Origin of the sequence: Planotetraspora mira, from assembly GCF_016863275.1 — a bacterium.
Lineage (GTDB): Bacteria > Actinomycetota > Actinomycetes > Streptosporangiales > Streptosporangiaceae > Planotetraspora > Planotetraspora mira.
The window spans coordinates 221,670-248,315 of the sequence record NZ_BOOO01000015.1 but is presented as its reverse complement, the minus strand read 5'-3'; the positions used below and the strand labels follow the sequence as shown (position 1 = coordinate 248,315).

Annotated in this window: 19 protein-coding genes; 7 read left to right on the top strand and 12 right to left on the bottom strand. The window is 71.2% G+C overall.

Going from position 1 to position 26,646, the window contains the following annotated elements; all coding sequences use genetic code 11:
* Positions 1-52: 52 nt before the first annotated feature.
* From Pmi06nite_RS14670 to Pmi06nite_RS14650, 5 genes are all read right to left on the bottom strand, one after another.
* Complete coding sequence (locus Pmi06nite_RS14670; RefSeq protein ID WP_203953514.1) at positions 53-745, bottom strand: neutral zinc metallopeptidase; 693 nt, start codon at positions 743-745, stop codon at positions 53-55.
* A 5-nt stretch (positions 746-750) separates the two neighbouring features.
* A complete protein-coding gene (locus Pmi06nite_RS14665) occupies positions 751-2,211 on the bottom strand; it encodes a glutamate-cysteine ligase family protein (RefSeq protein ID WP_203953513.1) in 1,461 nt (486 codons plus the stop codon).
* A 130-nt stretch (positions 2,212-2,341) separates the two neighbouring features.
* Positions 2,342-2,980, bottom strand: a complete 639-nt coding sequence (locus Pmi06nite_RS14660) for a response regulator (RefSeq protein WP_203953512.1) — start codon at positions 2,978-2,980, stop codon at positions 2,342-2,344.
* Complete coding sequence (locus Pmi06nite_RS14655) at positions 2,980-4,191, bottom strand: ATP-binding protein (protein ID WP_203953511.1); 1,212 nt, start codon at positions 4,189-4,191, stop codon at positions 2,980-2,982. Before Pmi06nite_RS14655 ends, Pmi06nite_RS14660 begins: the two co-directional genes overlap by 1 nt.
* Positions 4,192-4,600: 409 nt before the next feature.
* The gene (locus tag Pmi06nite_RS14650; RefSeq protein WP_203953510.1) at positions 4,601-4,867 is read right to left on the bottom strand and encodes a hypothetical protein; all 267 of its coding nucleotides are present in this window, start codon (positions 4,865-4,867) and stop codon (positions 4,601-4,603) included.
* Between the two features lie 219 nt (positions 4,868-5,086).
* Here Pmi06nite_RS14650 and Pmi06nite_RS14645 point away from each other — a divergent pair, with 219 nt between their 5' ends.
* From Pmi06nite_RS14645 to Pmi06nite_RS14620, 6 genes are all read left to right on the top strand, one after another.
* Positions 5,087-6,631, top strand: coding sequence for a PspC domain-containing protein (locus Pmi06nite_RS14645; RefSeq protein WP_203953509.1), 1,545 nt, complete (start codon positions 5,087-5,089; stop codon positions 6,629-6,631).
* The gene (locus Pmi06nite_RS14640) at positions 6,621-6,851 is read left to right on the top strand and encodes a hypothetical protein (RefSeq protein ID WP_203953601.1); all 231 of its coding nucleotides are present in this window, start codon (positions 6,621-6,623) and stop codon (positions 6,849-6,851) included. The genes Pmi06nite_RS14645 and Pmi06nite_RS14640 overlap by 11 nt, the downstream gene beginning before the upstream one ends.
* A 197-nt stretch (positions 6,852-7,048) precedes the next feature.
* Positions 7,049-7,525, top strand: coding sequence for a (2Fe-2S)-binding protein (locus Pmi06nite_RS14635; protein WP_203953508.1), 477 nt, complete (start codon positions 7,049-7,051; stop codon positions 7,523-7,525).
* A complete protein-coding gene (locus tag Pmi06nite_RS14630) occupies positions 7,522-9,927 on the top strand; it encodes a xanthine dehydrogenase family protein molybdopterin-binding subunit (protein ID WP_203953507.1) in 2,406 nt (801 codons plus the stop codon). The genes Pmi06nite_RS14635 and Pmi06nite_RS14630 overlap by 4 nt, the downstream gene beginning before the upstream one ends.
* Positions 9,924-10,799 (top strand): FAD binding domain-containing protein, encoded by an 876-nt coding sequence (locus Pmi06nite_RS14625; protein WP_203953506.1) that lies wholly within the window; start codon positions 9,924-9,926, stop codon positions 10,797-10,799. The genes Pmi06nite_RS14630 and Pmi06nite_RS14625 overlap by 4 nt, the downstream gene beginning before the upstream one ends.
* A 216-nt stretch (positions 10,800-11,015) precedes the next feature.
* Positions 11,016-11,693 carry an SRPBCC family protein gene (locus Pmi06nite_RS14620; protein WP_203953505.1) on the top strand — a complete coding sequence of 226 codons (678 nt, stop codon included), beginning with the start codon at positions 11,016-11,018 and terminating at the stop codon, positions 11,691-11,693.
* A gap of 155 nt (positions 11,694-11,848) precedes the next feature.
* Here Pmi06nite_RS14620 and Pmi06nite_RS14615 read toward each other — a convergent pair whose 3' ends face one another.
* The gene (locus tag Pmi06nite_RS14615) at positions 11,849-12,889 is read right to left on the bottom strand and encodes a sulfotransferase family protein (RefSeq protein WP_203953504.1); all 1,041 of its coding nucleotides are present in this window, start codon (positions 12,887-12,889) and stop codon (positions 11,849-11,851) included.
* Positions 12,890-13,010: 121 nt separating this feature from the next.
* Entirely contained in the window at positions 13,011-13,898 is an 888-nt protein-coding gene (locus Pmi06nite_RS14610) for a CDP-alcohol phosphatidyltransferase family protein (RefSeq protein WP_203953503.1), read from the bottom strand.
* A gap of 160 nt (positions 13,899-14,058) precedes the next feature.
* Between Pmi06nite_RS14610 and Pmi06nite_RS14605 the strand changes: the two genes are divergently transcribed.
* The gene (locus Pmi06nite_RS14605) at positions 14,059-15,639 is read left to right on the top strand and encodes a stealth family protein (protein ID WP_203953502.1); all 1,581 of its coding nucleotides are present in this window, start codon (positions 14,059-14,061) and stop codon (positions 15,637-15,639) included.
* On the opposite strand, the gene Pmi06nite_RS14600 is transcribed toward Pmi06nite_RS14605, so the two are convergent.
* From Pmi06nite_RS14600 to Pmi06nite_RS14580, 5 genes are all read right to left on the bottom strand, one after another.
* Positions 15,606-17,159, bottom strand: a complete 1,554-nt coding sequence (locus Pmi06nite_RS14600) for a glycosyltransferase family 39 protein (RefSeq protein WP_203953501.1) — start codon at positions 17,157-17,159, stop codon at positions 15,606-15,608. The genes Pmi06nite_RS14605 and Pmi06nite_RS14600 overlap by 34 nt on opposite strands.
* Entirely contained in the window at positions 17,156-20,188 is a 3,033-nt protein-coding gene (locus Pmi06nite_RS14595; RefSeq protein ID WP_203953500.1) for a bifunctional glycosyltransferase/CDP-glycerol:glycerophosphate glycerophosphotransferase, read from the bottom strand. The genes Pmi06nite_RS14600 and Pmi06nite_RS14595 overlap by 4 nt, the downstream gene beginning before the upstream one ends.
* A gap of 21 nt (positions 20,189-20,209) precedes the next feature.
* The gene (locus Pmi06nite_RS14590; RefSeq protein WP_203953499.1) at positions 20,210-23,686 is read right to left on the bottom strand and encodes a bifunctional glycosyltransferase/CDP-glycerol:glycerophosphate glycerophosphotransferase; all 3,477 of its coding nucleotides are present in this window, start codon (positions 23,684-23,686) and stop codon (positions 20,210-20,212) included.
* A 50-nt stretch (positions 23,687-23,736) separates the two neighbouring features.
* The gene (locus Pmi06nite_RS14585) at positions 23,737-25,206 is read right to left on the bottom strand and encodes a glycosyltransferase family 2 protein (protein ID WP_203953498.1); all 1,470 of its coding nucleotides are present in this window, start codon (positions 25,204-25,206) and stop codon (positions 23,737-23,739) included.
* 83 nt (positions 25,207-25,289) lie between these two features.
* Positions 25,290-26,645 (bottom strand): glycosyltransferase family 2 protein, encoded by a 1,356-nt coding sequence (locus Pmi06nite_RS14580; protein ID WP_203953497.1) that lies wholly within the window; start codon positions 26,643-26,645, stop codon positions 25,290-25,292.
* Position 26,646 lies beyond the last annotated feature (1 nt).

Here is a 26,646-nt window from a genome sequence, read left to right as displayed (position 1 = left end):
ACCGGCGAGCGCCCTTGCCGCCATGCTGCCACCGGCGGCCACGCCACGAGCGTCAGCAGGCCCCGACGCCCTGGCCGAATCCCTTGGCGAAGGACGCCTGGCGCTGTGCCGCCGTGCCGTGGGCGTCCGGCGCCCACCACGCGTCGGTGGGATCGCCGGCCGCCTCGAGGTTGGCCAGAAGCTCCGCGCCGTCCCCCTCGTCGGCCTGGAGGGCCTGTTCCTGGATCAGCCCGCTGAGGGTGGCCCCGGCGTAGCAGTCCGCCTGTAACTCACGCTGCACGCTGAAGCGGAAGTCGTTGACGAGCTGCGCCTGCACGGCGTGCCCGAACTCGTGCGGGATGACGAGGTAGACGGCCCCGTCTCCCATCCGGTCGTACATCCCCTCCAGCCACGCGGCGTCGTAGGCGATGAAATGCCCGCTCGGGCAGTAGAACGCGTTGTTCGGCACCGAAGGCTCCCGGCCGCAGTCGGGGCCGTCCTCGCCGTTGTAGGCGACGAAATCGCTGATGGGCGCGTACGTGCTCCCGCTCGCCTGGAAACGCCGCGCCCAGAACCGCTCGGTGAGACACCTGGCCAGCTCGACGTCTCCGGCGAAGTCCTCGCCCCTCGCGTCGCATCCGGCGGCCGAGCCGCGCGGGGAGGCACCGGTGGGATCCCTCGCGTCACCGCCACAGGCCGCGGCCAGTGTCCCCGCGAGGACGAGTACGAGGAGACGTCGCAGGATCACTCCGTCATAGTGACCCATCCCGGTCAAAGATCCCAGAGGTGGACCGGCTTGTTCTCGTGCATGCGGTCCAGGTACCTCAGGGTCATCCGGCGCAGGGCCTCGTACCCGCCGCCGAGGTCGCGGACGGCGTCCACCTGCCAGGCCGCCCCCGTGCGGCCCGTGAGGCATCGCCGTTCGATGATCCCGAGCAGTCGCTCGCGCTGGACGGGATCGACCCCCCACAGGTCGAGACCCTGGTGGGCCAACGGCAGCAGCCGGCGCAGAACGAGCTCGGCGGCGGGCACCTCCCCGAGCCCCGGCCAGTACAGGCGTGCGTCGAGGCCGTGGCGTGCCGCGTTGCGCAGGTTCTCCTCCGCGGCGGCGAAGGACATGCGCGTCCACACCGGCCGCTCCTCCATCGGCAACACGCGCATGAGCCCGTAGTAGAAGGCGGCGTTGGCGACGATGTCGACCACGGAGGGCCCCGCGGGGAGCACCCGGTTCTCCACCCGCAGATGCGGGACGCCGTCGACGACGGCGTACACGGGCCGGTTCCACCGGTAGACGGTGCCGTTGTGCAGGGTGAGCTCGTGCAGCTCGGGCGTGCCTCCCTGGTCGAGCACCTCCCGCGGGTCCTCCTCCTCGCAGATCGGGAGCAGAGCCGGGAAGTAGAGGACGTTCTCCTCGAAGAGGTCGAAGACCGAGGTGATCCACCGCTCGCCGAACCAGACCCTCGGCCGCACGCCCTGCGCCTTCAGCTCGTCCGGCCGGGTGTCGGTCGCCTGCTCGAACAGGCTGATGCGGGTCTCCCGCCAGAGCTCCCGTCCGAAGAGGTACGGCGAGTTGGCCGCGACCGCGATCTGGGCTCCCGCGATGGCCTGCGCCGCGTTCCAGTGGTCGGCGAACGCCGAAGGGCTCACCTGCAGATGCAGCTGGACGCTCGTGCACGCGGCCTCAGGCGTGATGCTGTCGGCGTAGGTGTCGAGGCGCTCGGTCCCCTCGATCTCGAAATGCAGGTCCTCTCCGCGCGCGGCGAAGATCTGCTCGTTGAGCAGCTTGTACCGCGGGTTGGCGGACAGGGTCGCCTCGCTGACGTCCGTCTCCTTCAGCGTGGGCAGGATCCCCACGAGCATGAGGTGCCCGCCCACCTGTCGTGCCCGCTCCTCGGCATGGTTGAGGCGGCGCCGTACGGACTCCTCGAGCCTGAGGAATCCGTCGCCGCCGAGCTCCTGAGGCTCGATGTTGATCTCGACGTTGAACTGGCCCAGCTCGGTCGCCCAGTCGGGCTCCGCGATGACCTCCAGGACCTCCGCGTTCTTCATGGCCGGCTCACCGCGCGCGTCGACCAGGTTGAGCTCGATCTCGAGCCCGGCCAGCGGGCGGTCGAGCTCGAAGCGCGACTCGCGCAACATCTGCGCGAGGACGTCGAGCGACCGCCTGACCTTGTCGCGGTAGCGGCGGCGGTCTTCCCTGGTGAACGCGATGGCGGGAACGTCACGGCCCATCTGAACCTCCGAGCGGCGCCTGGACCCCCGATCACATAGGAGGTACCTTCCCCGCATTTGACGCGAGTGCGACCGTTTCGAGGTTCAGATCCGACCGTTCCCTCCGAACCATCCGACCGTTCCCCCGGAACTACACGAGGCGGCGGGCGGTCGCCCAGCGGGAGAGCTCGTGCCGGTTGGACAGCTGGAGCTTCCTGAGCACGCTCGACACGTGCGTCTCCACCGTCTTGACCGAGATGAACAGCTCCTTGGCGATCTCCTTGTACGCGTAGCCTCTGGCGATGAGCCGCAGCACCTCGCGCTCGCGCTGGGTGAGCGAGTCCAGCTCCGGGTCGATCGGCGGGGCCTCGGTGGAGGCGAACGCGTCCAGGACGAACCCCGCGAGCCGGGGCGAGAACACCGCGTCGCCGTCGGACACCCGGTTGATCGCGTCGGTGAGCTCCGCGCCGCTGATGGTCTTGGTGACGTAGCCCCGGGCGCCGCCGCGGATCACGCCGATCACGTCCTCGGCCGCGTCGGACACCGACAGGGCGAGGAACCGGACCTGCGAGCCCGGGCCGAGCACCCGCTTGAGCACCTCCTGGCCGCCGCCGCCCGGCATGTGCACGTCCAGCAGGACGACGTCGGGCTGCAGGTCGGCGATGGCGGCGACGGCCGAATCCACGTCGTCGGCCTCGCCGATCACCTGGATCGACGGCCCGAGCTCGGCGCGGACACCCGACCGGAACAGCCGGTGGTCGTCGACGATCAGGACACGCACGGTCTTCATCAAGTGTTCCTCTTCATGGTCAGCATGACCTCCGTACCGTCTCCGGGCTCGGTCCTGACCCGGGCGCCGCCTCCATGGCGTTCCATCCTGCCGATGATCGACTGGCGGATGCCCATCCGGTCCTCCGGGACGTCGTCGAGCACGAATCCCTTCCCGCGGTCGCGGACGAACACCGTCACCTCGTCGGCCTCGACCTCCGCGTAGACGGATATCACCGGCGACTCGGAGTATTTCGCCGCGTTCACCATCGCCTGCCTGGCGGCGTGGAGCAAGGCCACCAGACCGTCGGTCAGCTCGCAGTCGCCCACGCAGACCACCTCGATCGGCACGCCGTGGGCGTCCTCCTCCTCGGCGGCGACCCTCCGCACGGCGGCTGCGAGGGTGGCGTCGGCGTCCTGTTTGGGCTGGTAGAGCCAGTTGCGCAGCTCGCGTTCCTGCGAACGGGCGAGGCGGGTCACCTCGCGCGCGTCGCTCGCGTTGCGCTGGATCAGAGTCAGTGTGTGCAACACGGAGTCGTGGACGTGTGCGGCCACCTCCGCGCGCTCCTCCTGCCTGATGCGTTCGGTGCGCTCCCGCTGGAGTTCCTTGACCAGGGAGGCCAGGTACGGCGCCGCGATCATGAGGATGCCGCCGACGACGACGGCGGTGAAGACCAGGCCGGTCCGCGCCTTGGCGAGCTCACCGCTGGCGGCGAGGAACCCGATGGCCCCCACGGCCACGAGCAGGGCACCGATGATCGTCCGCACCCAGGTCGTGCTGACCTGCTTGACCGCGCCGGTCATCCACCGCTGCCGCCGGCCGGGATCGGCCTGTTGCCACAGGATCAGCGCGCCGATGCCGCCGACGGCGATCGGCCAGGTCCCGAATCCCCCACTCGAGGCGCCCGTCATCCAGCCGAAGGCGGCGAGCGCCAGCCAGAGCACGCCGTACGCCGCGAGCTGGCCCCAGTCTCGTCCGGGCTCACGGCCCTTGATCTGCTCCTTCGGGGTGAACATCCACAACGCGGCGTAGGCCACGAACCCGAGCCCGTCGACGACGGTGAGCAGCACGAAGGCCAGCCTCAGCACGACCGGGTCGAGTCGCAACTGGGCGGCGGCGCCCTGGGCGACGCCCGCGACCACGCGGCCCTTCACGGGCCTGACGAGTCTCGGGTACGCCTCAGGAGCGTTGGACACCTCGGTTTCCCGCACTCTGATCCCGACTTCTGACATGACTGACATTTCGGCGACGCATTCCGGTGACGGCGGACATCTTGGCAAGCATCGTCACACGCCGCGGCACGGCGCGCATCAGGCATGCCCCTGGCCCGTCCCCGAGACGACGTCCTGTGCTTCGGGGTCCCTCCTTCAGTTCCCTCACCTCCGACCATATGGGGCGACCGGCAAGCGTGGCGGCGAGCGCCGGGAAAGCGTGCGCGGGTCCGCTCGCTCATGAGCCGGTCGCGCCTGACGAGGCGCAGGCGGCGGTGTGAGCCGCTCGCGCGCCCGTGAACCACTCGCGCAGCCCTGAGCCGCTCGCGCACCCGTGAGCCGGAGCAGGGTTCGTGAGTTCGCGCGATGCCCATGAAGCCGCATGGGGCCACCGGGACCCCCGTGAATCCGACCGGCGGCCCGGCGACGATCAGGAGCCGGAGCGGGCCTCACCTCCGTCCGGAGGCTCGGGCTCGTCCCGCCCGATCAGCAGCGCGAGCACCTTCAGCGCCCGGTCGCCGTGGGTCTGGGAGAACGTCGCGGCACAGGCGACGACCCCCAAGAGGATCACCGACACGGCCGCCACTCCGACAGCGGTCGCGAGGATCGGGACGGGCGTCGGCTGGCCGGAGGCCAGGATGGCCGACCCGAGGCCGGCCGCCGCGCTCAACATGGGCCCGACCCACTTGCGGCTCACTGGATCACGATCGCGCTCCTCCTGTCTGGCGATCCTCTGTGCGCCACTCGACGGACATCACCCCAGGATCGCCGATCTGATCTCTTTGATACCTCCTTGTACGGCTCTCGCCAAGCCCCCGGACCCTCGGGCCCATCCGTCACCGGAGTCCCCGGCTCCGGGACGAGTCAGGGGTTCCCCCGATAGTGCGCCGATAGCGCCGAACGCCAGGATGGACGTATGACCGAGGCACCACCCACCACCGACGAACCCACCACGGGCCCCGAGCCGGAGCGCCCGCTGTGCCGGAGCGGCTCCGGCCGCATGGTCACCGGCGTCTGCGCGGGGCTCGGCAGGTACACGGGGATGGACCCGGTCCTGTTCCGGGTGGGTTTCGCCGTCCTCCTGCTCGCCTCGGGCATCGGGGCCATGTTGTACGTGGCCGCGTTCCTGCTCATGCGGGAGCCCGGCGGGGGGCCCGGCTACCTGGAGCGCTGGACGCACCGCCTGTTCGACGCCGAGACCGTGCTGGCCCTGATGGCGGCCGTCTTCGCGTTCGGACTGATCATCAACGTGGCGTCGGGCGGGATCAACCGGGGCACGATCGTGGTGGGCACGCTGCTGGCGATCGTGCTGCTCGCCGCCCACTCCCGCGGCGTCGACCTGCTGACGATGGCCAAGTCCGTGCCGGACCGGGCGATCGGGCGGCGTGGCATGACCCGCAATCCCGTCGAGAACCCGTTCGGCTCCCCCTCCTCGGGGGCGCAGTACGCCGGCTGGACTCCCTCATCTCCCTCCGCGCCGTTCACCGCCGCTCCCGCCGGAGCACCGGGCGGCACGGCCTCCGGGCAGGACACCGCGTCCAGCCAGGACACCGCTCCCGAGCGGGACACGGCGGGCGCCGGCGTCGAGGGGGAGGCCGGCGCCCCCGCCGAGACCACGAACCCGGCCGGACCCGCGCCGCAGCCGCCGACCGCGGTCCCCCCCACGGGCCCGACGGGCGGATACCGGCGTCTGTCCGATCTCGCCAGGGAGGCACGCGCCGGCACGTACGGCTACGCCACCGGTGAGCCCTTCGCACCCCATGGTCCCTACTCGGTGCGGGAGCCGTACCGGCCCGAGGAACCACCTACGGCAGTGCCGCCGCCACCGCGACCGGTCAAGCCGAAGCGTCCCAGATCTTTCATCGGCGGACTCACCCTCTGCCTGGCTCTCATTGTTGGAGGAGTCATGGCTGCGGTTCAGCAGTCGGGCACCGGCTCGGTCAGCCTGCCGATGGTCGGCGGGGCGGTTCTCGTCACGATCGGGGCGGGCCTGCTCGTCGCGACGTGGTTCGGCCGGGGCGCGGGGCTCGTCGTCGCCGGCATGTTCGTGTCACTCGTCCTGGTCGCGGGGTCGACGGTGAACGGAATTCCGAAGAAGGTCGGCAGCTTCGTCTGGCACCCGGTGACGGTCACCCAGACGACCGAGGACTACGCGCTCGGGATGGGTGAGGGAAGGCTCGACCTGAGCGACGTCCCCCTCACTCCGGGCGCCCGGGTCAGGTTCAACGCGTCGGTGGCGGTCGGGCAGATCACTGTGATCGTCCCCGCGACCGCCAGGGTCGAGGTGTACGGATACACCCGGCTGGGCGAGGTAAAGATCGACCACAAGGTGGAGGACGGCGCCGACGTGCAGTTCGACCGGGTCCTCGAACCCGAGGTCACGGGCACCGCCGACGCGCCGACGATCGAGTTGCACGTCAAGGCGGGCATCGGGGACGTGGAGGTGCGCCGTGCGGCCTGACGCGAAGCCGGCCTCTCCCGGCACGGAGCTGCCGGCGCGCCCGCGGCGGGTGCACAGGACCGACTGGATGGCCCTGCTGTGCGGTCTGCTCTTCATCGGCGTCGGCATCACCTACATGGCCGCGCCGGCGGCCGACGCCGTCGTCATGACCCCCGTGGTCGTCGGGGGCCTCGGCTTCGCGGCCTTCGTCGCGATCATCGCCAAGGCGATCCGCCGGTAAGACGATCCGGCGGTGACGATCCGGCGGTGAGGGTCAGCCGGTGACGGTCCGGCGTTTCCTGCGGTGACGGCCCCGGCGTTTCCCGCAGCCGGCGGCCTGACGGATTCCGGCCCTCGCGATTCCGGGGGGTTGACCGAACAGAACGGGAGCGTACGTTCACTCGTATCCGGTCTCACTGCTCTGTTCGGGAGGCTGTTATGGCCCGAATCTCCGTCGAGGTCGACGGAATCGCCTACGAGGACGAAGTGGAGCCGAGGTTGCTCCTCGTCCACTACCTGCGAGATCGGTTGGGGAAGACGGGGACCCCGATCGGTTGCGACACCACCAACTGCGGCGCCTGCACAGTGCTCCTGGACGGCAGGAGCGTGAAGAGTTGCTCCGTACTCGCCGTCCAGGTGGACGGGTGCGACATCACCACCATCGAGGGCGTTTCGAGCGACGGGGTCTGGCATCCCGTGCAGAAGGCCTTCCACGAGGAGCACGCCCTCCAGTGCGGCTACTGCACCCCCGGCATGGTCCTGGCCTCCATCGACCTGCTGAAGGACGATCCCGACCCGTCGGAGGAGGCCGTGCGCCAGGGCCTGGAGGGGAACCTGTGCCGGTGCACCGGCTACTGCAACATCGTCCGCGCCGTACGGCGGGCCGCGCAGGAGATGCGGGTGACCACGCCATGACCGAGCAACTCGAGGCGGGCACGGTCACCCAGCAGGTGAAGGAGAACGGCGCGCTCGGCGCCCCCGGCGGCGAGGTCGGCAAGGCGCGCAGGCGCAAGGAGGACGCACGCCTGGTCACGGGCCGCACCCAGTGGACGGACAACATCCAGTTACCCGGCCTGCTCCACGTGGCGTTCCTGCGCAGCCCGATGGCGCACGCCCGCATCACCCGGGTCGACACCTCGCCGGCCCGCACCCGGCCCGGAGTCGTCGCCGTCTTCAGCGGCCAGGACTTCGCCGGCGAGCAGGGCAGCCTGCCGTGCGCGTGGCCGGTCACCCCGGACACCGTCATCCCCGACCACCCGCCGATGGCCGTCAGCGAGGTCCGGTACGTCGGCGAGGCGGTGGCCTGTGTGATCGCCACCGATCGCTACAAGGCGGCGGACGCCCTGGAGGCCATCGAGATCGACTACGAGCCGCTGGAGCCGGTCCTCGACATGAACGAGGCGCTGGCGGAGGGCAGCCCGAAGGTCCATGAGACCGGCAACGAGTCCTTCACCTGGAAGTTCGCCGGAGGGGACATCGAAGCGGCCTTCCGTGAAGCGCCGGTCGTCATCGACAGGACCTATGTCCAGCAGCGGCTCATCCCCTCGGCGATGGAGCCGCGCGCGGTCGTGGCGCAGACCGACGGCGACTCCTTCACCCTGCACACCTCGACGCAGATCCCCCACGTCCTGCGGGTGATGCTCGCCCTCACCACCGGGATCCCCGAGCACAAACTGCGGGTGATCGCCCCCGACGTGGGCGGCGGTTTCGGCTCCAAGCTGCAGGTCACCGCGGAGGAGGTGCTCTGCCTGCTGATCACGCGCCGCCTCGGCAAGCCGGTCAAGTGGACGGAGGCCAGGTCCGAGGGGAACCTGACCGTCCACCACGGACGCGACCAGATCCAGCACATCCGCGTCGCCGCCGACGCCGACGGCCGGGTCAGGGGCGTGCAGGTGAAGCTGCTCGCCGACATGGGCGCGTACCTGATGCTGGTCACGCCGGGCGTCCCGATCCTCGGCGCGTTCATGTACAACGGCATCTACAAGATGGACGCCTACGACTTCACGTGCACCGGCGTCTTCACCACCAAGATGCCGACCGACGCCTACCGCGGCGCGGGGCGGCCCGAGGCCACCTTCGCGATCGAGCGCGTCATGGACGAACTGGCGGCCGAGATCGGCGTCGATCCGATGGAGATCAGGCGGCGGAACTGGATCCGGCACCACGAGTTCCCGTACACCACCATCTGCGGCCTGACCTACGACTCCGGCAACTACGAGGCGGCCACCGACCGGGCGCTCGCCCTGTTCGGCTACGACAAGCTGCGCGCCGAGCAGTCGGACCGGCGCGAACGTGAGGACCCCGTCCAGCTCGGCATCGGCATCTCCACCTACACCGAGATGTGCGGCCTGGCGCCCAGCCGCGTCCTGGGCAGCCTCTCCTACGCCGCGGGCGGCTGGGAGCACGCGGACGTCCGGGTCCTCCCGACCGGCAAGGTCGAGGTCGTCACCGGCACCAGTCCGCACGGCCAGGGCCACGAGACCGCGTGGAGCCAGATCGTCGCCGACTCGCTGGGCGTGCCGTTCGAGGACGTGGCGGTCCTCCATGGAGACACGGCGTCGTCGCACAAGGGCATGGACACCTACGGCTCGCGCTCGCTGGCCGTGGGCGGGATCGCCGTCGTCCACGCCTGCGACAAGGTGAAGGAGAAGGCCCGGCAGGTCGCCGCGCACCTGATGGAGGCCTCGCCCGACGACGTCGAGTTCTCCGAGGGCCGGTTCCGGGTCCGCGGAACCGGGACGTCGCAGACCATCCAGGAGATCGCGCTCGCGACGTTCGCGGCGCACAACCTGCCGGACGGCTTCGAGCCGCGGCTCGACGCGAGCGCCACCTTCGACCCGGAGAGCTTCTCCTTCCCCCACGGGACGCACCTGTGCGCCGTCGAGGTCGACACCGAGACGGGCGCGACGGCGATCCGGTCGTACGTGGCCGTCGACGACGTCGGCAACGTGGTCAACCCCCTCATCGTCGAGGGGCAGGTCCACGGCGGCATCGCCCAGGGCATCGCGCAGGCGCTGTTCGAGGAGGCGGTCTACGACTCCGACGGCAACCTGCTCACCACGACGATGGCCGACTATCTGCTGCCGTCCGCCGCCGACCTGCCGTCCTTCACCACCGACCGCACCGAGACCCCCGCGACCACGAACCCGCTCGGCGTCAAGGGCGTCGGCGAGGCGGGCACGATCGCCTCGACCCCCGCGGTGGTCAACGCGATCGTCGACGCGCTGCGCCCACACGGCGTGCACGACGTGCGGATGCCGTGCACGCCTGAACGGGTCTGGCGAACCCTGCGGTCCGTAGAGGGGGAGTCCGCATGATTCCCGCATCGTTCGACTACTTCCGGCCGTCGACCCTCGACGAGGCACTCGAGGTGTTCGCGGGGGCGGGCGAAGAGGCCAAGGTCCTGGCCGGAGGCCAGTCGCTGCTGCCCCTTCTTCGGCTGCGGCTGGCCTATCCCACGGCCATGGTCGACGTGGGCCGCGTCGCCGAGTTGCGAGGCGTCGCCGATCGGGGCGACCACGTCCACATCGGCGCGACCACCACCCACGACGAGGTCGTCCGCTCGCCGATCGTCAGGGAGCACTGCCCGCTCGTCGCCCTGGCGACCGCGACGGTCGCCGACCCGGCCGTACGGCATCGCGGCACGTTCGGCGGTTCGCTCGCGCACGCCGACCCGGCGGGCGACCTGCCCGCCGTCGCCCTCGCCCTCGACATGGTCTTCGTGGTCCGTTCATCCACGGGCGACAGGACGATCCCGGCGGCCGACTTCTTCCTCGACTACCTCGAGTCGGCCCTTCAGCCCGGGGAGATCCTCACCGGGGTGCGCGTGCCCAAGCTCGGCCCCGGATGGGGCTTCCACTACGAGAAGTTCCACCGTACGGCGCAGGCCTGGGCCACCGTGGGGGTCGCGGCCGCCGTCAGGCAGACGAACGGGACCGTCGAGGAGGTGCGTGTCGGCCTGACCAACATGGGTCCCACCCCGGTGCGGGCGGCGGGCGTCGAGGCGGCGGCCCGGGGCGTCGAGGCGGGGCGGAATGGCTCGCTGCGCCAGGCGGCGGAGCAGGCCGCCGAGGGCACCGATCCGCCGGCCGACCTGCACGCTCAGCCCGACTACCGGAAGCACCTCGCCCGGGTGCTGACGCATCGCGCGCTGGTCTCCGCGTCCGCCCACCGGTCCCCTCAGACGTGACGGAGCGGAGTCCCGGGAACGGGCCGTAGGAAGGGACGTTCCGCCGTTTGCGACCCCGGCCTTCCCGAGGTCGCGGACGGCGGAACCGCACCGTCGTGCGTCCCCCGCGAGGTGGCGGATCCGGTTTCGCGAGTCGTAGTGTCACAAATGGGGGTTCGCGCGGGATCTCACGCCGGCTGCCGGGATCGCGGGCCCATCTCAGAACGGAGTCGAGCCATGGCGATGCGCTTCGAGCACGAGTTCACGGTTCCGGTGCCGGTCGAGCAGGCGTGGTCGGTGCTCATCGACGTCGAGCGGATCGCCCCGTGCCTGCCGGGAGCGGCGCTCGAGTCCGTCGAGGACGGCGCCTTCGCCGGCCGCATGCGGGTGAAGGTCGGGCCGATCACCGTCACCTACCGGGGAGAGGCGGCTTTCGAGGACGTCGACAAGGACGCCCGGACGGTCACGCTGAAGGCGTCGGCCAAGGAGGCCCGCGGGGCGGGCACCGCCGACGCCGAGGTCACGGCCCGCCTATCCCCCGAGGCCGACCGGACCCGGGTCCATGTGGAGACGTCGTTCACCGTCACGGGAAGGCCCGCGCAGTTCGGGCGGGGCGTGCTGGCCGACGTCGGCGCCCGGCTCATCGACCGCTTCGCCGCCAACCTCGCCGCGCTCCTCGAAGAGGGCCTGGAGGAGGACCGGGCGCAGTCCCCGGCCCCGTGGCCGGAGGCCGCGGGGAGTGTCGACGCCGAGCCTGAGGGTGTCTCCCGGACCTACCGGTCGGCCGAGGAGGAGGCGCTCGACCTGCTCGAGATCGCCGGTGCGCCGCTGGTGCGGCGTCTCACCCCCGCGCTCGGCGCGCTGGCCGCCGTCGCCGTGCTGGCCTATCTGGTGCGCAGACTGCTGCGCAGGTGAGATGCGCGGAGCCCGATGCCGCCTCATGCGGAGGCGGCATCTGAGCGTCGCCGCGCGGGAGACTCCGAGAAGCCAGGGAATGCTTCAGGGAGACCGGCCCGCCGCTGTGAACGCGGTGTGTTGTCGTGGGCCGGCGTGCTCCCGCGCGGGAGGCGTCAGCGGGCGACGAGCTCGCGGGTCCGCTGCTGCGGCAGCCCGGCCAGCCTGCGCTGGCCGTCGGTCAGCAGCGCCGCGATGGGGCCGGGCTCACGGAGCCGGCTGAACCGGTCGCGGTTGTACTTGCGCAGCCGCGCCGACTTGCGCTTGGACGCGGCGTCCTTGTACGCGGCCACGTGCTGGCGCTCGGCCTTGGGCGCGCCGCTGAGCTCGTATCCGTGGTGGGCCAGCCGCTCGCTCAGAACGTCCTCGCACAGGGCGATCTCCCACGGTTCGAGCCGGGACGCCCAGCTTCCCGAGCGCGCCGTGGTCACCTCTCCGTGGGTGTTGCTGTGCCACACCTTGTGCTTGGGCACGGCCACCTCGGCCATGTGCTGGGGCTCGCACATCGCCGGGTCGTAGTCCTCGCCGATGAACGTGCAAAGCTTCCTGAGCTCGCCCTCCGGGTCGGCCGTCAGGTCTTCGTAGCGAAGCTGGTAGAACGCGTCGGCCGGCAGCTTGCGCGCGTGGCGGCGGCCGAAGTCGACGGCCTCCGCCCAGTTGGCCATCGCGTGGATGCTGTCCGGCTTGTACCAGGGCATCTCCTTCAGGGAGGCGACGCAGTCGCGCCCGTCCCTGACGATGTGCACGAACTGGGCGTCGGGGAACATGCGCGTGAGGATCTCGACGTGCCGGTAGTAGCTGGGCCGCTTGTCGCCCCAGCGCGGCTTGCCGAACCGCTCGGCGTAGGCCTTGAAGACCATGCCCGTGACCGAGCCGAGGCTGCCGGGGCCGAGCATGGCGGCCTGGATGTACTCGGCCGGGTCGAGGCCCAGCTCGCGGAACTTGGTGTTGCGCCCGTTGGCGATCCACTTCGCGAGCTTGCGACGGTTGTCCGCCAGCCGCATGTCGCCGTACATCCTGCGCGAGAAGTATGCGGGGCCTAGGAAGCGGGTCTCCGGCGGTACGGCGATGCGGTGGTGGGAGTGCAGCATGAGCTGCAGCATCGTGGTGCCCGAACGCGGGCAACCGACCACGAATAGCGGTCTGTCGGACTGCATGAGATCAATCCCCCGTGATGTGAGTTAAAAGGCGTGATGGCGGGCCGCCGCCCCCGTGGAGGCGGCCTGCCGCTCGTGTGCCGGGTGCGAGGCTCCGGCACGCGGTGTATCGATCGGCGGTTCAGACGAGGATCTTGGCCTTCTCCGGCGCGCGCTTCGGTACCTGGCGCGATGCCAGCCAGACGCGGTAGATGAGGCTCATCTCGAAGGCCAGCAGCAGCGCGCTCGCGCCGATCGACGTGGGCACGAACGCCCAGGAGCCGAGCAACGGGGCGACGACGAACACCGCCGCCTCGAACTCGATCCCGCTGAAGAAATGTGTGCGCACGCGGTACTTGACGAGTGCGAGACGGAAGCGGTCGTACCAGGGGAAACGGGCATGGAAGGCCTTCTGCAGGTCGACGACCGCCTGGCCTTCGGTGTGATTCTCCTCGACCTCCCGGACCGCCGTGGTCGCGTCCAGCTCCGGCCGAGCCTTGATCACGTCCTCGACGAAGACGACCTGCGTCTGAGTCCTCGCCTTGGCCAGTGCGCGAGTGGCGTCCTTGACCTTCTTGAGCTGCGGCCCGTTGATGTAGCGGAAGAAATCGAGAAGAACCACGCCCACGCCCGCGACCAGGAAGGCGTGGTCCCCCGTGCGCGAGTACTCGCCGACGCCGAGCCCGAAGGCGCAGCAGGCGAACCTGATCCGATCGCCGACGAAGTCGAGCCAGAGGCCGAACGGCGTGCCGGTTCCCTTCAGACGGGCGATCTTCCCGTCCATGCAGTCGACCATGAAGCTCAGGTAGAACAGCACCGCTCCGAGAACCAGCTCGCCCATGCCGAACGCGGCCACGGAGCCGAAGCCGATGAGCATCGACAGCGCCGTGAGCGCGTTAGGCGTGAGCGAGGTGTGGTTCGCGACGAGCAGCGCGATCCTGCAGGCGATCGGGTCGACCATGAAAACGGTCCACCATGCGTCTCTCGACTTGCGAGTTGCGAGTATGTCGTCCAGCGTGTAGCGCCCCATGCAGGTAAGAATGACTACAGTGAGTAGCGAGTAGCCCGCACTTCGAGAACAGGTAGGGCATCTCATTGCCACTTCTTGACTGTTCCCCCGACCTGGGTAAACCGTCCGCCGACGCGGACGGCCGTCGGTTACAGTCCGTGTCCAGGGGGAGATCATGCCGGTGATTACGTTGTATCGACAGCTGCAGGAGCGACTGCCGTCGTGGGAGACCACACCGCGGTCGGCTCTGATCCGCGAGGACGCCAGTCCGCTTCAGGCGCAGCGGGAAACCTTGGACATCGTTTGCACGCTGCTTTCCGCCGCCAAGGTGCCCTACTTCTGCGTCCGTCCGATGCCGGGCCACCCGCCGGTCGTCGCCGTCTCGCAGCGTGACCGCAAGCGGGCGCTCACCGTCCTCGCCTCGAGCGGCAGGCCGCTGCTCGCCGCGCGCCTGCCGTACGGCAAACACGCCCGGGGCCAGGCGCCCGATGAGATCGGCCGGCTGCGACCGCTGAAGCGGGCGGCGGCGATGCTGAACGACGCGTGGGCCGTGCGGGTGGGCCTGTTGTTCTCCAGCCCGTCCCGGACGTTGACGCTCGGGCCGGAGCACGGCTGCGACCTGGAGTTCTGGGCCAAGCAGAAGAACATGCTCGTCGCACCGAGGGCGAACCCCGCGTGCGCGGTCGTTCCGGCCAAGGGCGAGATCGTCGAGGGCGGCGAGGAGCTGTTCAACCCGCTCGTGTCCGCCGGGCAGGGTGTGCGGACCTACCGGACGCGGCGGGAGTTCACCCGGCGCCTGGTCGACGACATCGACTTCCCCATCGACGCGGTCTACACCTGGGTCGACGGCGCGGATCCCGCGTGGCGATCACGCAGGGACCAGGCCCTCGCTGAGGGAGCCGACGGCGGGCCGTCCGGCGCCCTCAGCGAGATGGCCACGACCGAGGCCCGTTTCACCAGCAGGGACGAGCTGCGCTACTCGCTGCGCTCGTTGATCACATACGCGCCCTGGATCAACCGCGTGTGGATCGTGACCGACGGGCAGACGCCGTCCTGGCTCGACACGTCGCATCCCATGATCCGGGTGGTGGAACACAAGGAGATCTTCAACGATCCTTCGGTGCTGCCTGTCTTCAACTCGCACGCGATCGAGACCCAGCTGCACCACATCGACGGGCTGGCCGAGCACTTCCTCTACCTGAACGACGACTTCTTCCTGGGCCGGCCGCTCTCACCGCGGATGTTCTTCGAGGGAAACGGGATCACCCACTTCTTCCCCAGTCTGGCGCACGTGCCGTTCGGCGAGCCCGAGGGCGAGGAGTCTCCCGTGCACGCGGCCGGCATCAACAACCGGCGCATGCTGGAGGACATCTACGGACGGACGCTGACGCGCAAGCTCAAGCACGCGCCCTACGCCCTGCGCCGCTCGGCCATGTTCGAGCTCGAGGAGCGGTTCAGCGACGAGTTCGAGGCGACGGCGCGCGGCAAGTTCAGGAGGACCTCCGACATCTCGGTCACGTCCTCGCTGGCGCACTACTACGGCTACCTGAACGGCAGGGCGGTGCCCGGCGCCGTGGAGTACACCTACGTGGACCTGTCGCTCCGCAAGACCCCGGCCAAGCTGCGCCGCATGCTGGCCCGGCGCAAGCACGACGCCTTCTGCCTGAACGACACCGCGCCGACCACCCCGGAGCAGGACGCGCTCCTGGGCCGGTTCCTCGAGGCCTACTACCCGATGCCCGCGCCCTTCGAGCTCGCCTGAGCCTGCGGTCGGACGGCCGCCGGAGCCGAAGAGGGCACACCCGGCGGCCGTTCATAGCGCACGACGAAGAACCCGCGTGACGCCCACCGGCCCGTGGGGGTGTAGGAGCCGTTCAGGACGTCGATCTGCCAGTTCCGGGTCTTCCCGGTGTGGCCGACCACCCAGACGGTGGGGATGCCGGTCAGACGGTCGGCCAGCGCCCGGCGCCCGACGTGGCGGCCGGCGAAGGTTCCGTCTCGGCGCGGCGACCTGGACAGGGCGACGTCGTCCAGGCGCGCGAAGACATCCGGGTACACGAGCTCGTACTTCCTGACCTTGCCGGGGACGAACATCACCCCGTCTCCCTGCCGCGCCGTGGACGCGAGCACCGCCGCGACGGGCTCGGGGTCGTCCTGCCTGCCGTCGGCCCCGCGCGTCGCGATCTGCCCCGGGAGCGACAACCCGAACGCCACGCAGAGGAGCGCGACGGCGCTCTTCCAGGGCAGCGCGGCCAGCCCCGCTCCGGCGAGGAGCGCGGCGGCGGGCACGCTGGAGAAGACGTACCGGAAGACGTAGACCGGATGCGCCGCCCACGAGGCGGCGAACAACACGAGCGGCGGGATCAGCAGCCAGGGCAACGCCAGCCGGGTCAGCTCGGTCGACGGCGCGCGGGTCTCCACGCCGTGCCGGGCTCGTCTGGTCCGCCGGATCCGGCGGGTGAGCCCGAAGATCGTGAGACCCCACGCCAGGGGGGCGACTCCCACCCATGCGGGGGTCGACGCTCCGAGGTCCCCGAAGAGCTGGACCACGAGCATCCCGGCGTCCCCCGCGTCGGGTGCGGAGATCCAGCCGATCTGGTCACTCTGCCCGGACGCGATCCACGCGAGCGGAGCGGCCGCCGCCAAGGCCAGGAACGCGGCCGCGGCCCATCTCCCGAGGGGCCCCCGCGACCAGACGACGTAGACGCCGTGCGCTCCCACCACGAGGACTGCGAACAGGTTCAGGAAGGCCAGGACCGCGAGGGCCGTGCCGTACAGCAGGAAGGCCCTCCTCGACGACTCGCGGACCGCGCGCAGGAGCAGCAGGGTCACACCGACGGTCGCCGCCATCGTCATCGGGTACGGCCTGGCCTCCTGCACGTAACGGGAGAAGACCGGCGTCATGGCCATCAGGGCCCCGCCGTACAGACCGGCTCGGGGGTCGCCGAGCGCCCGCCCGAGCGCGCCCACGCCCGCGGCGGCGAGCACTCCGGCCAGGACGGAGGGCAGGCGCAGCGCCACCTCGCCGGTCCCGAACACCACGGCGACGACGTGCATGACCGCGTAGTAGAGGCCGTGCACCGCGTCGACGCCGCTCAACAGGTGCGCGAGCTGGGCCGGCGTCCTGGTCACCGCGCTGACCGTCGCCGCCTCGTCCCGCCAGACAGGCGGTCCGCCCAGGTCCCACAGCCCGGCGACGAGCGCCAGCACGGCCGGTACGGCGACGCAGGCGGCCGTGCGGGGGATGGACAGGCGCGCCATGCGGGGGAGGACGAGGTTCATGTCAGCATCCTGGAGACCACTCGTTCGGAGGCGTGTCCGTCGTCCCACGGGCAGAAGGCAAATCGGAAATCGTCGTATCTGACCTTGTAGGACGATGGATCGCCATATTTCAGGGCTTGGATGACCTCGTCGGATGTATGGACGATCGGCCCGGGGGCGTCGGCCTCGAAGTCGAAGTAGAACCCGCGCATCTCGTCGCGGTAGCGCTCGAGGTCGTAGGTGAAGAACACCATCGGCCGGCCTGTGCAGGCGAAGTCGAACATGGCCGACGAGTAGTCGGTGACGAGCACGTCCGCGGCGGCCAGCAGGTCCGCCATATCCGGAAATCTCGAGACATCGATGGCGCCGGGTGGGACGGTCATCCGGTCGGCCACCAGGTAGTGCGCCCGCACCAGCAGCACGTGGTCCTCGCCCAGAGCCGCCACGGCGCGATCGACGTCGAGCCGCATCCGGAGGTCACCCTCCCCTGTCGGTTCGCCGTCCCGCCACGTGGGCGCGTAGAGGACGATCCGCTTTTCCTCGGGGATGTCGAGGAGGCGGCGCACACGCGGGCCGTGTCCCTGGCGGAAGAGCACGTCGTTGCGGGGATAACCCGAGTTCACCACCTCCCCCCGGTAGGCGAACGCGCTTCGCAGGATCGGCGTGGAGAACGGGTTGGGCGAGACCAGCACGTCCCACATAGCGGCATAGCGCTCCAGATCGCCGTCCAGGTCCCGCTGCGCGTACGGCATGGCGCCGATGTCACGGCCCAGGCGTTTGAGCGGTGTGCCGTGCCAGGTCTGCACGAACAACTGGCCAGAACGCTTGCGGTACCAGCTGGGCTGGGTCCTCCTGTTGGCCACGACGAAACGACTGGTGCGCAGGGCGTGCTCGTGTTCGCGGGAGCCGTACAGGACCGTGCGCACACCCGCCGGCGCCGTGAACTGCCCGTCCCTGGTGACCCAGATCAGCTCCGTGCCGGGGCTGCGGCGCGCGAGTTCCTCGGAGATCGCCCTCGGGTTGCAGGAGTACTGGCCGCCCCCGTAGCTGTCGAACAGCGCGGCGTCCCCGAGCCGGCGGCCGTCGCGGACGAGGACACCCCCGAGAAGGCCGCCTCTGCGGAACGGGCCGTGCCCGCGCCGCCGCAGGGTCGCGTAACGGCCGCGCTCGCCAGGCCCCAGCGCGGGCCTGACCGTCAGGCTGAGCTCCCGGGCCAGGTTGGTCCTGAAGGAGATCTCGTGGAGTGGGGTCGTGTGCGGCCCCGGCAGTTCCGCCACCAGATCCGGGCTCAGCCGCAGTCGCCGTCCGCCGGTGGACACCCGCCATGTTCCGCTGCGCAGGGGCAGTCCCCCGGCCGTCCTGCCGATCGTCGCCGCCCAGCGGCCGCCGTCGCGGCGCAGCGGCCACTCGTGGCGTTCCGCCCCGCAGGTCGTCACGATCCGGTCCCCGTACCCGTGCCCGTCACCGTCCCCGTCCCCCGTTCCGGACAGGACCAACTCGTGTGCGCCGGTCCACTCGACCACGGTCACCTGGTCCCCCACGTACGGTGCGGGTGCCGGCTGGCCGGCCGGCCTGAGGATCAGCCCGTCCTCCCGCGTGAGGGTCACCCGCACTCCGCCGGTCCGGAACGTCCGCTCGCCCGCGTGCCGGCCGCCCGCGGCACTGCCGGACCGGGTCACCCCGCGGGCGGAGACGAGCACGTGCAGCGTCCATCGGCCGGGAGGAAGGCCGTGCACGGCCACCTCGGCCACGAAGCCCGACCTGTCATGGCAGGCGGCGGACTGCCGGGAGTCCGCGGTCACATCCGGCCGCGGAACCCGCCTGACCGGCAGCTCGATCCGCTCGTCCCCACGCTGGAGCCAGAGTTCCACGTGGCTGCGCCGGCTGCCGAGATGGGCGATGTAGGCGTGTCCCTCGACCCGCACCACGCCGTCGCCGCCGGTTCGCACGTCGTCGACCCTGGCGTGAAGCTCGAAGTCGTGCTCCGCCGAGTGGACCTCGCCGGGAATCCTGTCGTCGTAAAGGAAGGGATAGTCGAGGAACCAGCGGGGCCGTAACAGGCCTCGCCTGACGACGCCGCGATCCATGATCTGCTCTGCCGCGAATCGCTGGACCTCCGACAGCTCCTTCGCCATGCCCCGCGTGAGCAGGAAGAACACGAGGCGCCTGAGCGCGGTGAACCCGTCGGCGGCGTGCGGGTGCAACTCCACGAGGGCGGGAGCGAGAGTCCACAACCCGCCGAGATCCCTCTGGACGACGGCGGCGTCGAGGACCTCGGTGAGGGCCTCCTCCACCTCCCTGTCCCAGCGTCGCCTCAGCCGGGGATCACGCCGATCCAGAAGTGCGGAGATCTCCAGCATGGCCGCCAGCCGCCGTACGGGGTCGACGGGTTCGTCGTCCGCCGCGCGGCACAGCCGTACGACGTCGCCCAGCACGTCCGTCGACCGGGACAGCACGTGCGCGGGGACGGCGACGGGGAAGTCCGCGGGCATGCCGTCGGGGAACCGGAATCGGTGCTCGTCCCAGAACGCGCGGCGGAAGACCTTGTTCGCCACCGATCGGTCATGGATCAGCCGGGGAAGCCTCGTGACGTGCGTGCGCGGAACATCGGCGCCGTCGGTCCCCTCGGCGGCAAGCCAGGCGCATTCCTCGACGGCCGGCGCCCGTCCCGCGGGCAGCGGAGCCGACCTCCCGCAGGCCAGATCCGATCCGGTGGCCTCGAGACTTCCCACGAGCGTCCGGTAGGCGCCGGCGGGCACGACGGAGTCGACGCCGGTGAAGGCCAGGTAGGCCCCCGTCGCCCGCTCCGCTCCGGCGTTCCTCGCCGTGCCCGCGTCGCGGCCCTCCGGCACGACGACGGACGACCACCGATCCCGTACGGCTCCCGCCGCAGGACCGGCGAGGACGATCTCGATCCCCGTGAGGGTCTGGTCCCTGAGCGAGTCGAGGCACTCCTCGAGGTGCTCCTCCCCGCCCAGGACAGGCACGATCACCGACAGCACGGGGGGCACGCGGGCAGGCAGCGGCCGGCACGCGGGTGCATGGTCCATCGTTTCGATCCCGTCGGCTCGTCAGGCGAACAGCCGGTCGGCCACCCGGGCGGCGGCCCGGCCGTCGTCCAGCGGGCAGTACCGCGCGACGAAGGCGTCGCCCAGGCCCGCGTACTTCTCCGCGACCTCCCCGAGGTTCCGGATCGCCTCGGCGACCTCGTCGGCGCCGCGCAGCAACGGGCCCGGCGCCTCGGCCTGGAAGTCGAGGTAGAGGCCGGTGCGCGGAGCGCCGACGTGGAAGAGGATCGGACGGCCTGTCACGGCGAAGTCGAACATCGCCCTGGAGTAGTCCGTCACCAGCGCGTCGGCGGCGAGGTAGAGCTCGTGCCCGTCCGGGAACGCCGACACGTCGAGGACGCCGGCGGGCGCCGGCCGCCCTGCGTCCGCGCGCCGGGCCAGCAGCACACGGTCGTCCTGGAGCGCGGCCACGACCCGTTCGAGGTCGAGCGTCTCCTCCCCCTCCGGGGCGTACAGCACGAGCCGCCATCCGTCCGGGACTCCGAGCCTCCTCCGAACACGCACGGCCGCCGCCTCGTGGCCGGGGGCCCGCAGGACGTCGTTGCGCGGCAGGCCCACCTCCACGATCTCCCCGTGGAATCCGAAGGCCTCCCGCAGCAGCGGCGTCCACCAGGGCCCGGCCGAGAGCAGGTGACTCCACTGCCCGACCTGCCTGGACAGCCGCCCGTGCCGCACGGCCCCGTCGTGGCCGACCTTCTCCAGCGGGGATCCGTGCCAGGTCTGCAGGACGGTCTGACCGGCCCGCCGCTCGAACCACGGCGGCAGATGGTCGTTGGTGACGACGTAACGGCAGCGGGCGAGCGCCTCGTAGTACTCCCGGCCGTGCGTGCGCACCGCCTCCACGTCGCCGGGCAGGGCCACCTGCCCGTCGTGCACGTTCCACAGGACGGTGAGCTCCGTGTTCCGCCGGGCGAGCTCCTGGTAGATGGCGCGAGGGCTGTCGGAGAACGCCGTGCCGTCGTCGCAGTCGAAGAGGACCGCGGGCCACAGCGGCTTGTCGCGCAGCGCCGGGTAGGCCTCCTTGCGCAGTGCCCGCTGGGCCCGCACGCCCCTCTCGTCGCCCGACAGGTCGCCGCTCACGACGAGGACCGCATGCCCGGTCGCGTCCCCGTCGAGAGTGAAGGTGCGACGGGCCGTCTCGTGAACCAGCGCGAAGTCGGGCGTGAACTCGACCGGCAACTCCCGGTCCGAGCCCCTGACCCTGACGGCCAGGCCGTACCGGCCGCGCGGCAGCGGAAGCCGGCCCAGCGGAGAGCCGACGCCCTCCGGCGTGAGCCGCGCCCGGAACCGGGCGCCCGTCCCCTCGATCGGCGCCGTCCGCTCGACTCTGCCGTCGCGCGAGCGGATCACCAGGGCGTCCGTCTCGTACGGCTCGGCGAAGCCGCCTTCGATCAGCAGTTCGCCGCCCGGCAGCCACTCCGCCAGGTCCACGAACGCGGCGGCGGGCTGGTCCCGCAGCACGAGCCCACCGCCGTGGTCGCGGGACACGACGATCTCCCGTCCGGCGAGGCCGTGGCGCCCCTCGGGCAGGTCCTCGGCGAAGGTCACCGGCGTCAGCACGCCGTCGGCCGACCGCACCTCGACCCGCCATTCGGCGGGCCGGTCCGGCAGCCCTCTCTCGGCGACCGCCGATCCACGCGCCGGAAGGACGTCACGCAGGTCGATGTCGGCCGTGAACACGCGGCCGTCGATCCTGATCGGGTAGAGCAGCGGCACACCGCCGGGCCTGCGCGTCACCCGGAGCACCGGCTCCGGGCCGAGGCCCACGTCCTCGCCGACCCGGGACCTCGCCCCGCGCTTGACGGCACGCGCCGCGCCGCCCTTCGTCCCATGCCGAGCACCGCCCTTGGCCGTGCGCGTCGCTCTGCCGGTCACTGTGCCGGTCACTGTGCCCGTCACGACCCGGCCCTCCAGGCGCAACCGGCCGCCCCACAGGCTCTGCCTGACGACCCGCGCCCGCTCGCTCTCGATCCGCAGGGTCAGGAGCCCGGCCTCCGTGAGCAGCGGCACGACGTACCGATCCCGCCCGAGAGGCCGGGCGCCCACCTGCGCCGGCCGGCCGGCTCCCGGATCCGCCAGCGGCCCCCGCACGAGCGTGCCCCGGTGGACCAGTCGCATCTCGACGTGCCACAGTCCCTCGTCGGCGGCGCCGAGACGCCTCGGATCGATGGTCAGACGGAACCCGCCCCAGTCCTCGCGGTCGTCGTGCCCACCCCGGGAGACCTTCGCGCGCCTGACCGACGCGCCGACGCGGACACGCCGTCCCGTCTCCTCCTGGACGAGCGACGCGAAGACCTGCTGATGGAACCGCCGGGTCGGCCGCAGATGCCGAGGCGTCGTCCGTCCCTCCACGACCAGCCTGCCGTCCCGCCAGCCGATCTCGTCGATCCGGTGGTGGAGGGTGTCTCCGACGCGCGAGAGCGCGGCGGGCAGCCGTTCCAGCAACGGTGTGGCCAGATAGGACCGCCCCAGCCGTCTCACCAGCCTGGCGCCTGACACCGCCTGGCGGTCCCATGCGACGACCTCGAGCAGGTCCGCGGGCCTCCTGTGCCGGACGAGATGCCATTCCAGCCGCCTGATGGCGGGCAACCCGTCGAACACCGCGGGCGAGACGCCGTCCAGATAGTCGCCGGCGAGATCGAGGAAGCGACCGCGGTAGGCCTCCGGCGCCTGGTCGAGGACGTCGAGGAAATTCGTCAGGTCGCTGTCGAGGACGGCGTGGTCCCAGGCGGGGAGGTGAGCCGCGAGGCCTTCGGCCACGAGGAACTCCCGCACCGACCGCACAGCGGAGAAGCGGTCGTCGAGATGCCGTACGCGGGTCTTGTCCTGAGTGATCGACCGGCTGCCCGCGGTGCGCTCGCGCCACAGGTACACCTGGGCCGGCAGCACGTCGACGGAGCCCGCCAGGACGTGGCCCCGCAACGCCACGAGCATGTCCTCGTACAGCACGCCGCGGGGGAAGCTGAACCCGTGGGCGTCCCAGAACGACCGGCGCCACAACTTGTTGGTGACCTGCCGGTCCCTCATCAGGACGCCGGTCCGCGTCACATGCGTGGTCGTCGCCGGGCCGGAGAAGACGACCCGGTGCATCGCCGACTGCCGGACCCGTCGCCCGTCATACCTGCCGACGTTGCCCGTGGCCAGATCGGAACCGGACTCCAGCAGGCTCGCCAGCATGTACTCGAGCGCGTACGGCGGGAGCAGGTCGTCACTGTCGAGGAAGGCGAGGAAGTCACCGGTCGCGTGGCGCACCCCCGTGTCCCGCGCCGCGCCCAGCCCGAGGTTGCCCTGGCGGACCAGCCGGAACCGCTCGTCCCGCTCCGCGAACCCCCGCGCGATCTCCGCGCTGGAATCGGGGGATCCGTCGTCGACCATGACGACCTCGATGTCCTCCCAGGTCTGCGCCGACACCGACTCCAGGCAGGCGGGAAGATAGAGCTCCACGTCGTAGATCGGGACGATGACGCTGATACGAGGCACAGGTGAATCCTTAGAACTCGTCCGTCGGATGGCGGTGTCCGGCGCGTCGATCAGCGGTGGACGGTCCCCCGCATCGCCGCTCCGAGAACCCGCGCCCTCGTCACGGCACAGCGCAGCGGTCCCGTCCTGGTGGTGACGAGCCCCGCCCCTTCGGGGGTGGCGCGCAACCTGACGCGGCGCCCGTCGAAGTCGGCCACCGCGCGGTCGTCCCGGATGACGCTGAGCGGCAGCGCGGTCTCGGCTCCGAACCGGTCGCGGGCGACGAGCCGCAGTCCCGCCTCGCCGTACGGCAGGGCACGCTGGGGCAGATCGCAGGACCAGGAGAAGAACCCGGGCTTGGCCCGGGTGACCTGCACGTCCCTGCGGCAGACGGCATCGCCCACCTCGAGCAGCAGGTCGGTGCGCACCTCTCCCTGCGTCGCGAGGAACCCGGGTGCGAGGACCTGGCCACCCACGCGGAGCAGGGTGGCGTGGCCGGCCGTGCGCACCCTGCAGACGACGGCGGTGAGCGGCTGGACCCTGAGCAGGTCGCCGAACGTCTCGAGATCGGGCAGGTCCAGGTAGACGCGGCCCGCGAGCACGCGGAGCCGCCCCCGGGACACCGGCCGCCTGATCGTCTCCGGCTCTCCCCTGCAGGTCCCGATCGCGCGCAGCCCGTCGTCCAGACGGGCGCCGCGCCGGGCCAGCACCTCCGTGAGGATCTCGGTCATCACCGGAGGGGAGATCTCCTTGAACATGATCGACGTCCGGTGGGCGAAGTCGGCGAGCCCGGCGTCGTCGAGAGAGGTCGCCGCGGTCTCGGCGTGACGGAGCTGTGTGGCGCCCACCCAGCGCATGAGCGCCCTCCGCACCGCGGGCGGACGGCCCTCGCAGTGGCCGGCGACCTGCTCGGCGTCCGCGAGGAGGGCCATGACCCCGTGGCCTTCCCCTTGAGGTGCGCTCTGTTCGCGGGCCGACCGGCAGCAGACCTGATCGCTCAGCACCAGGCTGCGCGCGTCGAGCATGAGCGCCAGCAGGGCCGGGACGCCGCTGGAGAGATCCGCCCGTGTGGTCGCCACCAGCTCACGCGCGAAGAGTTTGTTCGAGGCGGGCCCGCCGCACACGATGTCCGGCGCCTCGGCGACAGAGCCGATGACCCGCTCCCCGAGCGCGAGCTCCTTGCGCCACGCGCAGCCGGGAGCCGTGCCGACCATGTCACCGACGACCACGTCGGCGTCATGCCGCGCGGCCAGCTCCATCAGGCCGTCCAGTCCTCCGGGCACGTAGACGTCGCCGGTGTCGAGGAAGGCGACATGACGTCCCTGCGCTCCGGCCACGGCGGCGGCGACCGTCTCGGCACGGCGCATGGGCTTGCCGAGCACTCGGACCTCGTCGGCGGATTCTCCGCCGGAGCCCTCCTCGACGAGGATCACCTCGACACGGTGACGGAACCTCTGGGCGTCGATGGAGTCGAGAGCGTCCCGCAGCCATCCGCCCGCGTCCCGCATCGGCAGGATCACGCTCACCTCAGGCTTTGCCATTCTTCCCCCCGGGTGTCGCATGCGACAGCGAGCTGTAAGGCTAGCGTCACGCATCGTGACGGCCGTTTTGCTTTACCAGCTCTTCACGTGCGCGTCAGAAGCCCGACAAGCCCGCGTCGCAAGGGGTTGCGGCTCCGTCGTGCCGCCACCCTCCGTTGCCCGGGCCGGCTTGTCTCCGGGCGCGGGGCCGAGGCGGGGGCGATCCCCCAGGTCTCGCCGGCCTCCCAGAGCGTCCCGAACGTCTCATGAACCAGGTCGTCCAGGTCCTCCCCCGGCCGCGCGAGAAGTCGGGCCCTGTTCATGGCGGCCGTGCGCTCCAGCCGGGCGCTGACGACGCCCTCCCGCTCGTCGAGCGCCAGCGACAGGACGCCGAGGGCCTTGCGGTCGGCGAACGCGACGATCGACCGCAGGGTCTGCGGCGAAGGCACCCAGCCCGGCGGGCAGTGGAAACGGAACGGGACGCTCCGGGAGGCCATGCCGGGGGCGTCCTCCGCGAAGACCACCCGGCTCCGTCCCGCGTAGGCCTCCCGGATCGCCCGTACGCCGGTGGTCGGCGGGCCTGCCACGATCACGACGATGTCGTGCAGGTCGCTCGCGAGCAGGCCGTCGACCGTGGCCCGGACGTCCTCGGCGGCCGCGTCTCCCACGGGCACGACGGCCTCGACGTACGGCACCAGGTGGGTCCGCCGCTGCTTCCTGAGCCGCCGCAGCGTCGGCACGTGCTCGGCCAGGTACGACCGGTCCGGCTCGGCGGGGGTACCGGTGTGCACGCTCCGCGCGTGCCGTTCGGCCACGAAGACGGCTCCGGCCAGGGCGAGCCGGTATCCCAGCTCGGTGTACTCCCCCGACGGCTGCCATCCGCCGCTCGCGCGCAGCAGGGCAGCCGGGACGGAGGCGGGGACGCCCACCATGGCGTTGAACGCCTTCGGTCCCGCGGCCCGCAGGTCCGACGTCGTGTCCAGTCGTCTGTCCAGTCGTCCGTCCATCCGCGTCCCGTCCATGCCGGGCGCGTGCCGCGGGCGGCTCAGCACGACGAGGTGGTCCGCGAGGTGGTGCCAGCGCATGTGCGCCTCGATGTGCTCCGGCAGGAGAACCAGGTCGGCGTCGAGCAGGTGGACGACATGCCCGTCGGCGACCGCGGCTCCCGCATCGGGCGTCGTCGACGTTCCCGGTTCCGGCCGGATCACCCGGGTGCGCCCGGGCACGCGGTCGGGAAGCACGACCGGCGGCCCGTCGCCGGCGTCGACGACGATGACCTCCAGCAGGTGATCCGGATAGCTCTGGGCCGCGAGACCGGCCAGCGTCAACGGCAGGCTCCGAGCGTGGCCGCGCAGCGTGGAGACGACCACGCTGACGGGCAGGGTGGGGGTCCACGCGCCCGGCTCAGGCGGGTCGCCGAGCACCCCGTAGTCGTTGAGCGGGATCCGGGGGCGCGGCACG

Excerpts from the sequence above, each read along its gene's own strand:
- Pmi06nite_RS14625 (WP_203953506.1), top strand. The coding sequence starts at position 9,924 with ATGATTCCCGCATCGTTCGACTACTTCCGGCCGTCGACCCTCGACGAG.
- Pmi06nite_RS14615 (WP_203953504.1), bottom strand. The coding sequence starts at position 12,889 with ATGCAGTCCGACAGACCGCTATTCGTGGTCGGTTGCCCGCGTTCGGGC.
- Pmi06nite_RS14600 (WP_203953501.1), bottom strand. The coding sequence starts at position 17,159 with ATGAACCTCGTCCTCCCCCGCATGGCGCGCCTGTCCATCCCCCGCACG.
- Pmi06nite_RS14670 (WP_203953514.1), bottom strand. The coding sequence starts at position 745 with ATGGGTCACTATGACGGAGTGATCCTGCGACGTCTCCTCGTACTCGTC.
- Pmi06nite_RS14665 (WP_203953513.1), bottom strand. The coding sequence starts at position 2,211 with ATGGGCCGTGACGTTCCCGCCATCGCGTTCACCAGGGAAGACCGCCGC.
- Pmi06nite_RS14630 (WP_203953507.1), top strand. The coding sequence starts at position 7,522 with ATGACCGAGCAACTCGAGGCGGGCACGGTCACCCAGCAGGTGAAGGAG.
- Pmi06nite_RS14660 (WP_203953512.1), bottom strand. The coding sequence starts at position 2,980 with ATGAAGACCGTGCGTGTCCTGATCGTCGACGACCACCGGCTGTTCCGG.
- Pmi06nite_RS14645 (WP_203953509.1), top strand. The coding sequence starts at position 5,087 with ATGACCGAGGCACCACCCACCACCGACGAACCCACCACGGGCCCCGAG.
- Pmi06nite_RS14635 (WP_203953508.1), top strand. The coding sequence starts at position 7,049 with ATGGCCCGAATCTCCGTCGAGGTCGACGGAATCGCCTACGAGGACGAA.
- Pmi06nite_RS14595 (WP_203953500.1), bottom strand. The coding sequence starts at position 20,188 with ATGGACCATGCACCCGCGTGCCGGCCGCTGCCTGCCCGCGTGCCCCCC.
- Pmi06nite_RS14610 (WP_203953503.1), bottom strand. The coding sequence starts at position 13,898 with ATGGGGCGCTACACGCTGGACGACATACTCGCAACTCGCAAGTCGAGA.
- Pmi06nite_RS14620 (WP_203953505.1), top strand. The coding sequence starts at position 11,016 with ATGGCGATGCGCTTCGAGCACGAGTTCACGGTTCCGGTGCCGGTCGAG.
- Pmi06nite_RS14655 (WP_203953511.1), bottom strand. The coding sequence starts at position 4,191 with ATGTCAGAAGTCGGGATCAGAGTGCGGGAAACCGAGGTGTCCAACGCT.
- Pmi06nite_RS14585 (WP_203953498.1), bottom strand. The coding sequence starts at position 25,206 with ATGGCAAAGCCTGAGGTGAGCGTGATCCTGCCGATGCGGGACGCGGGC.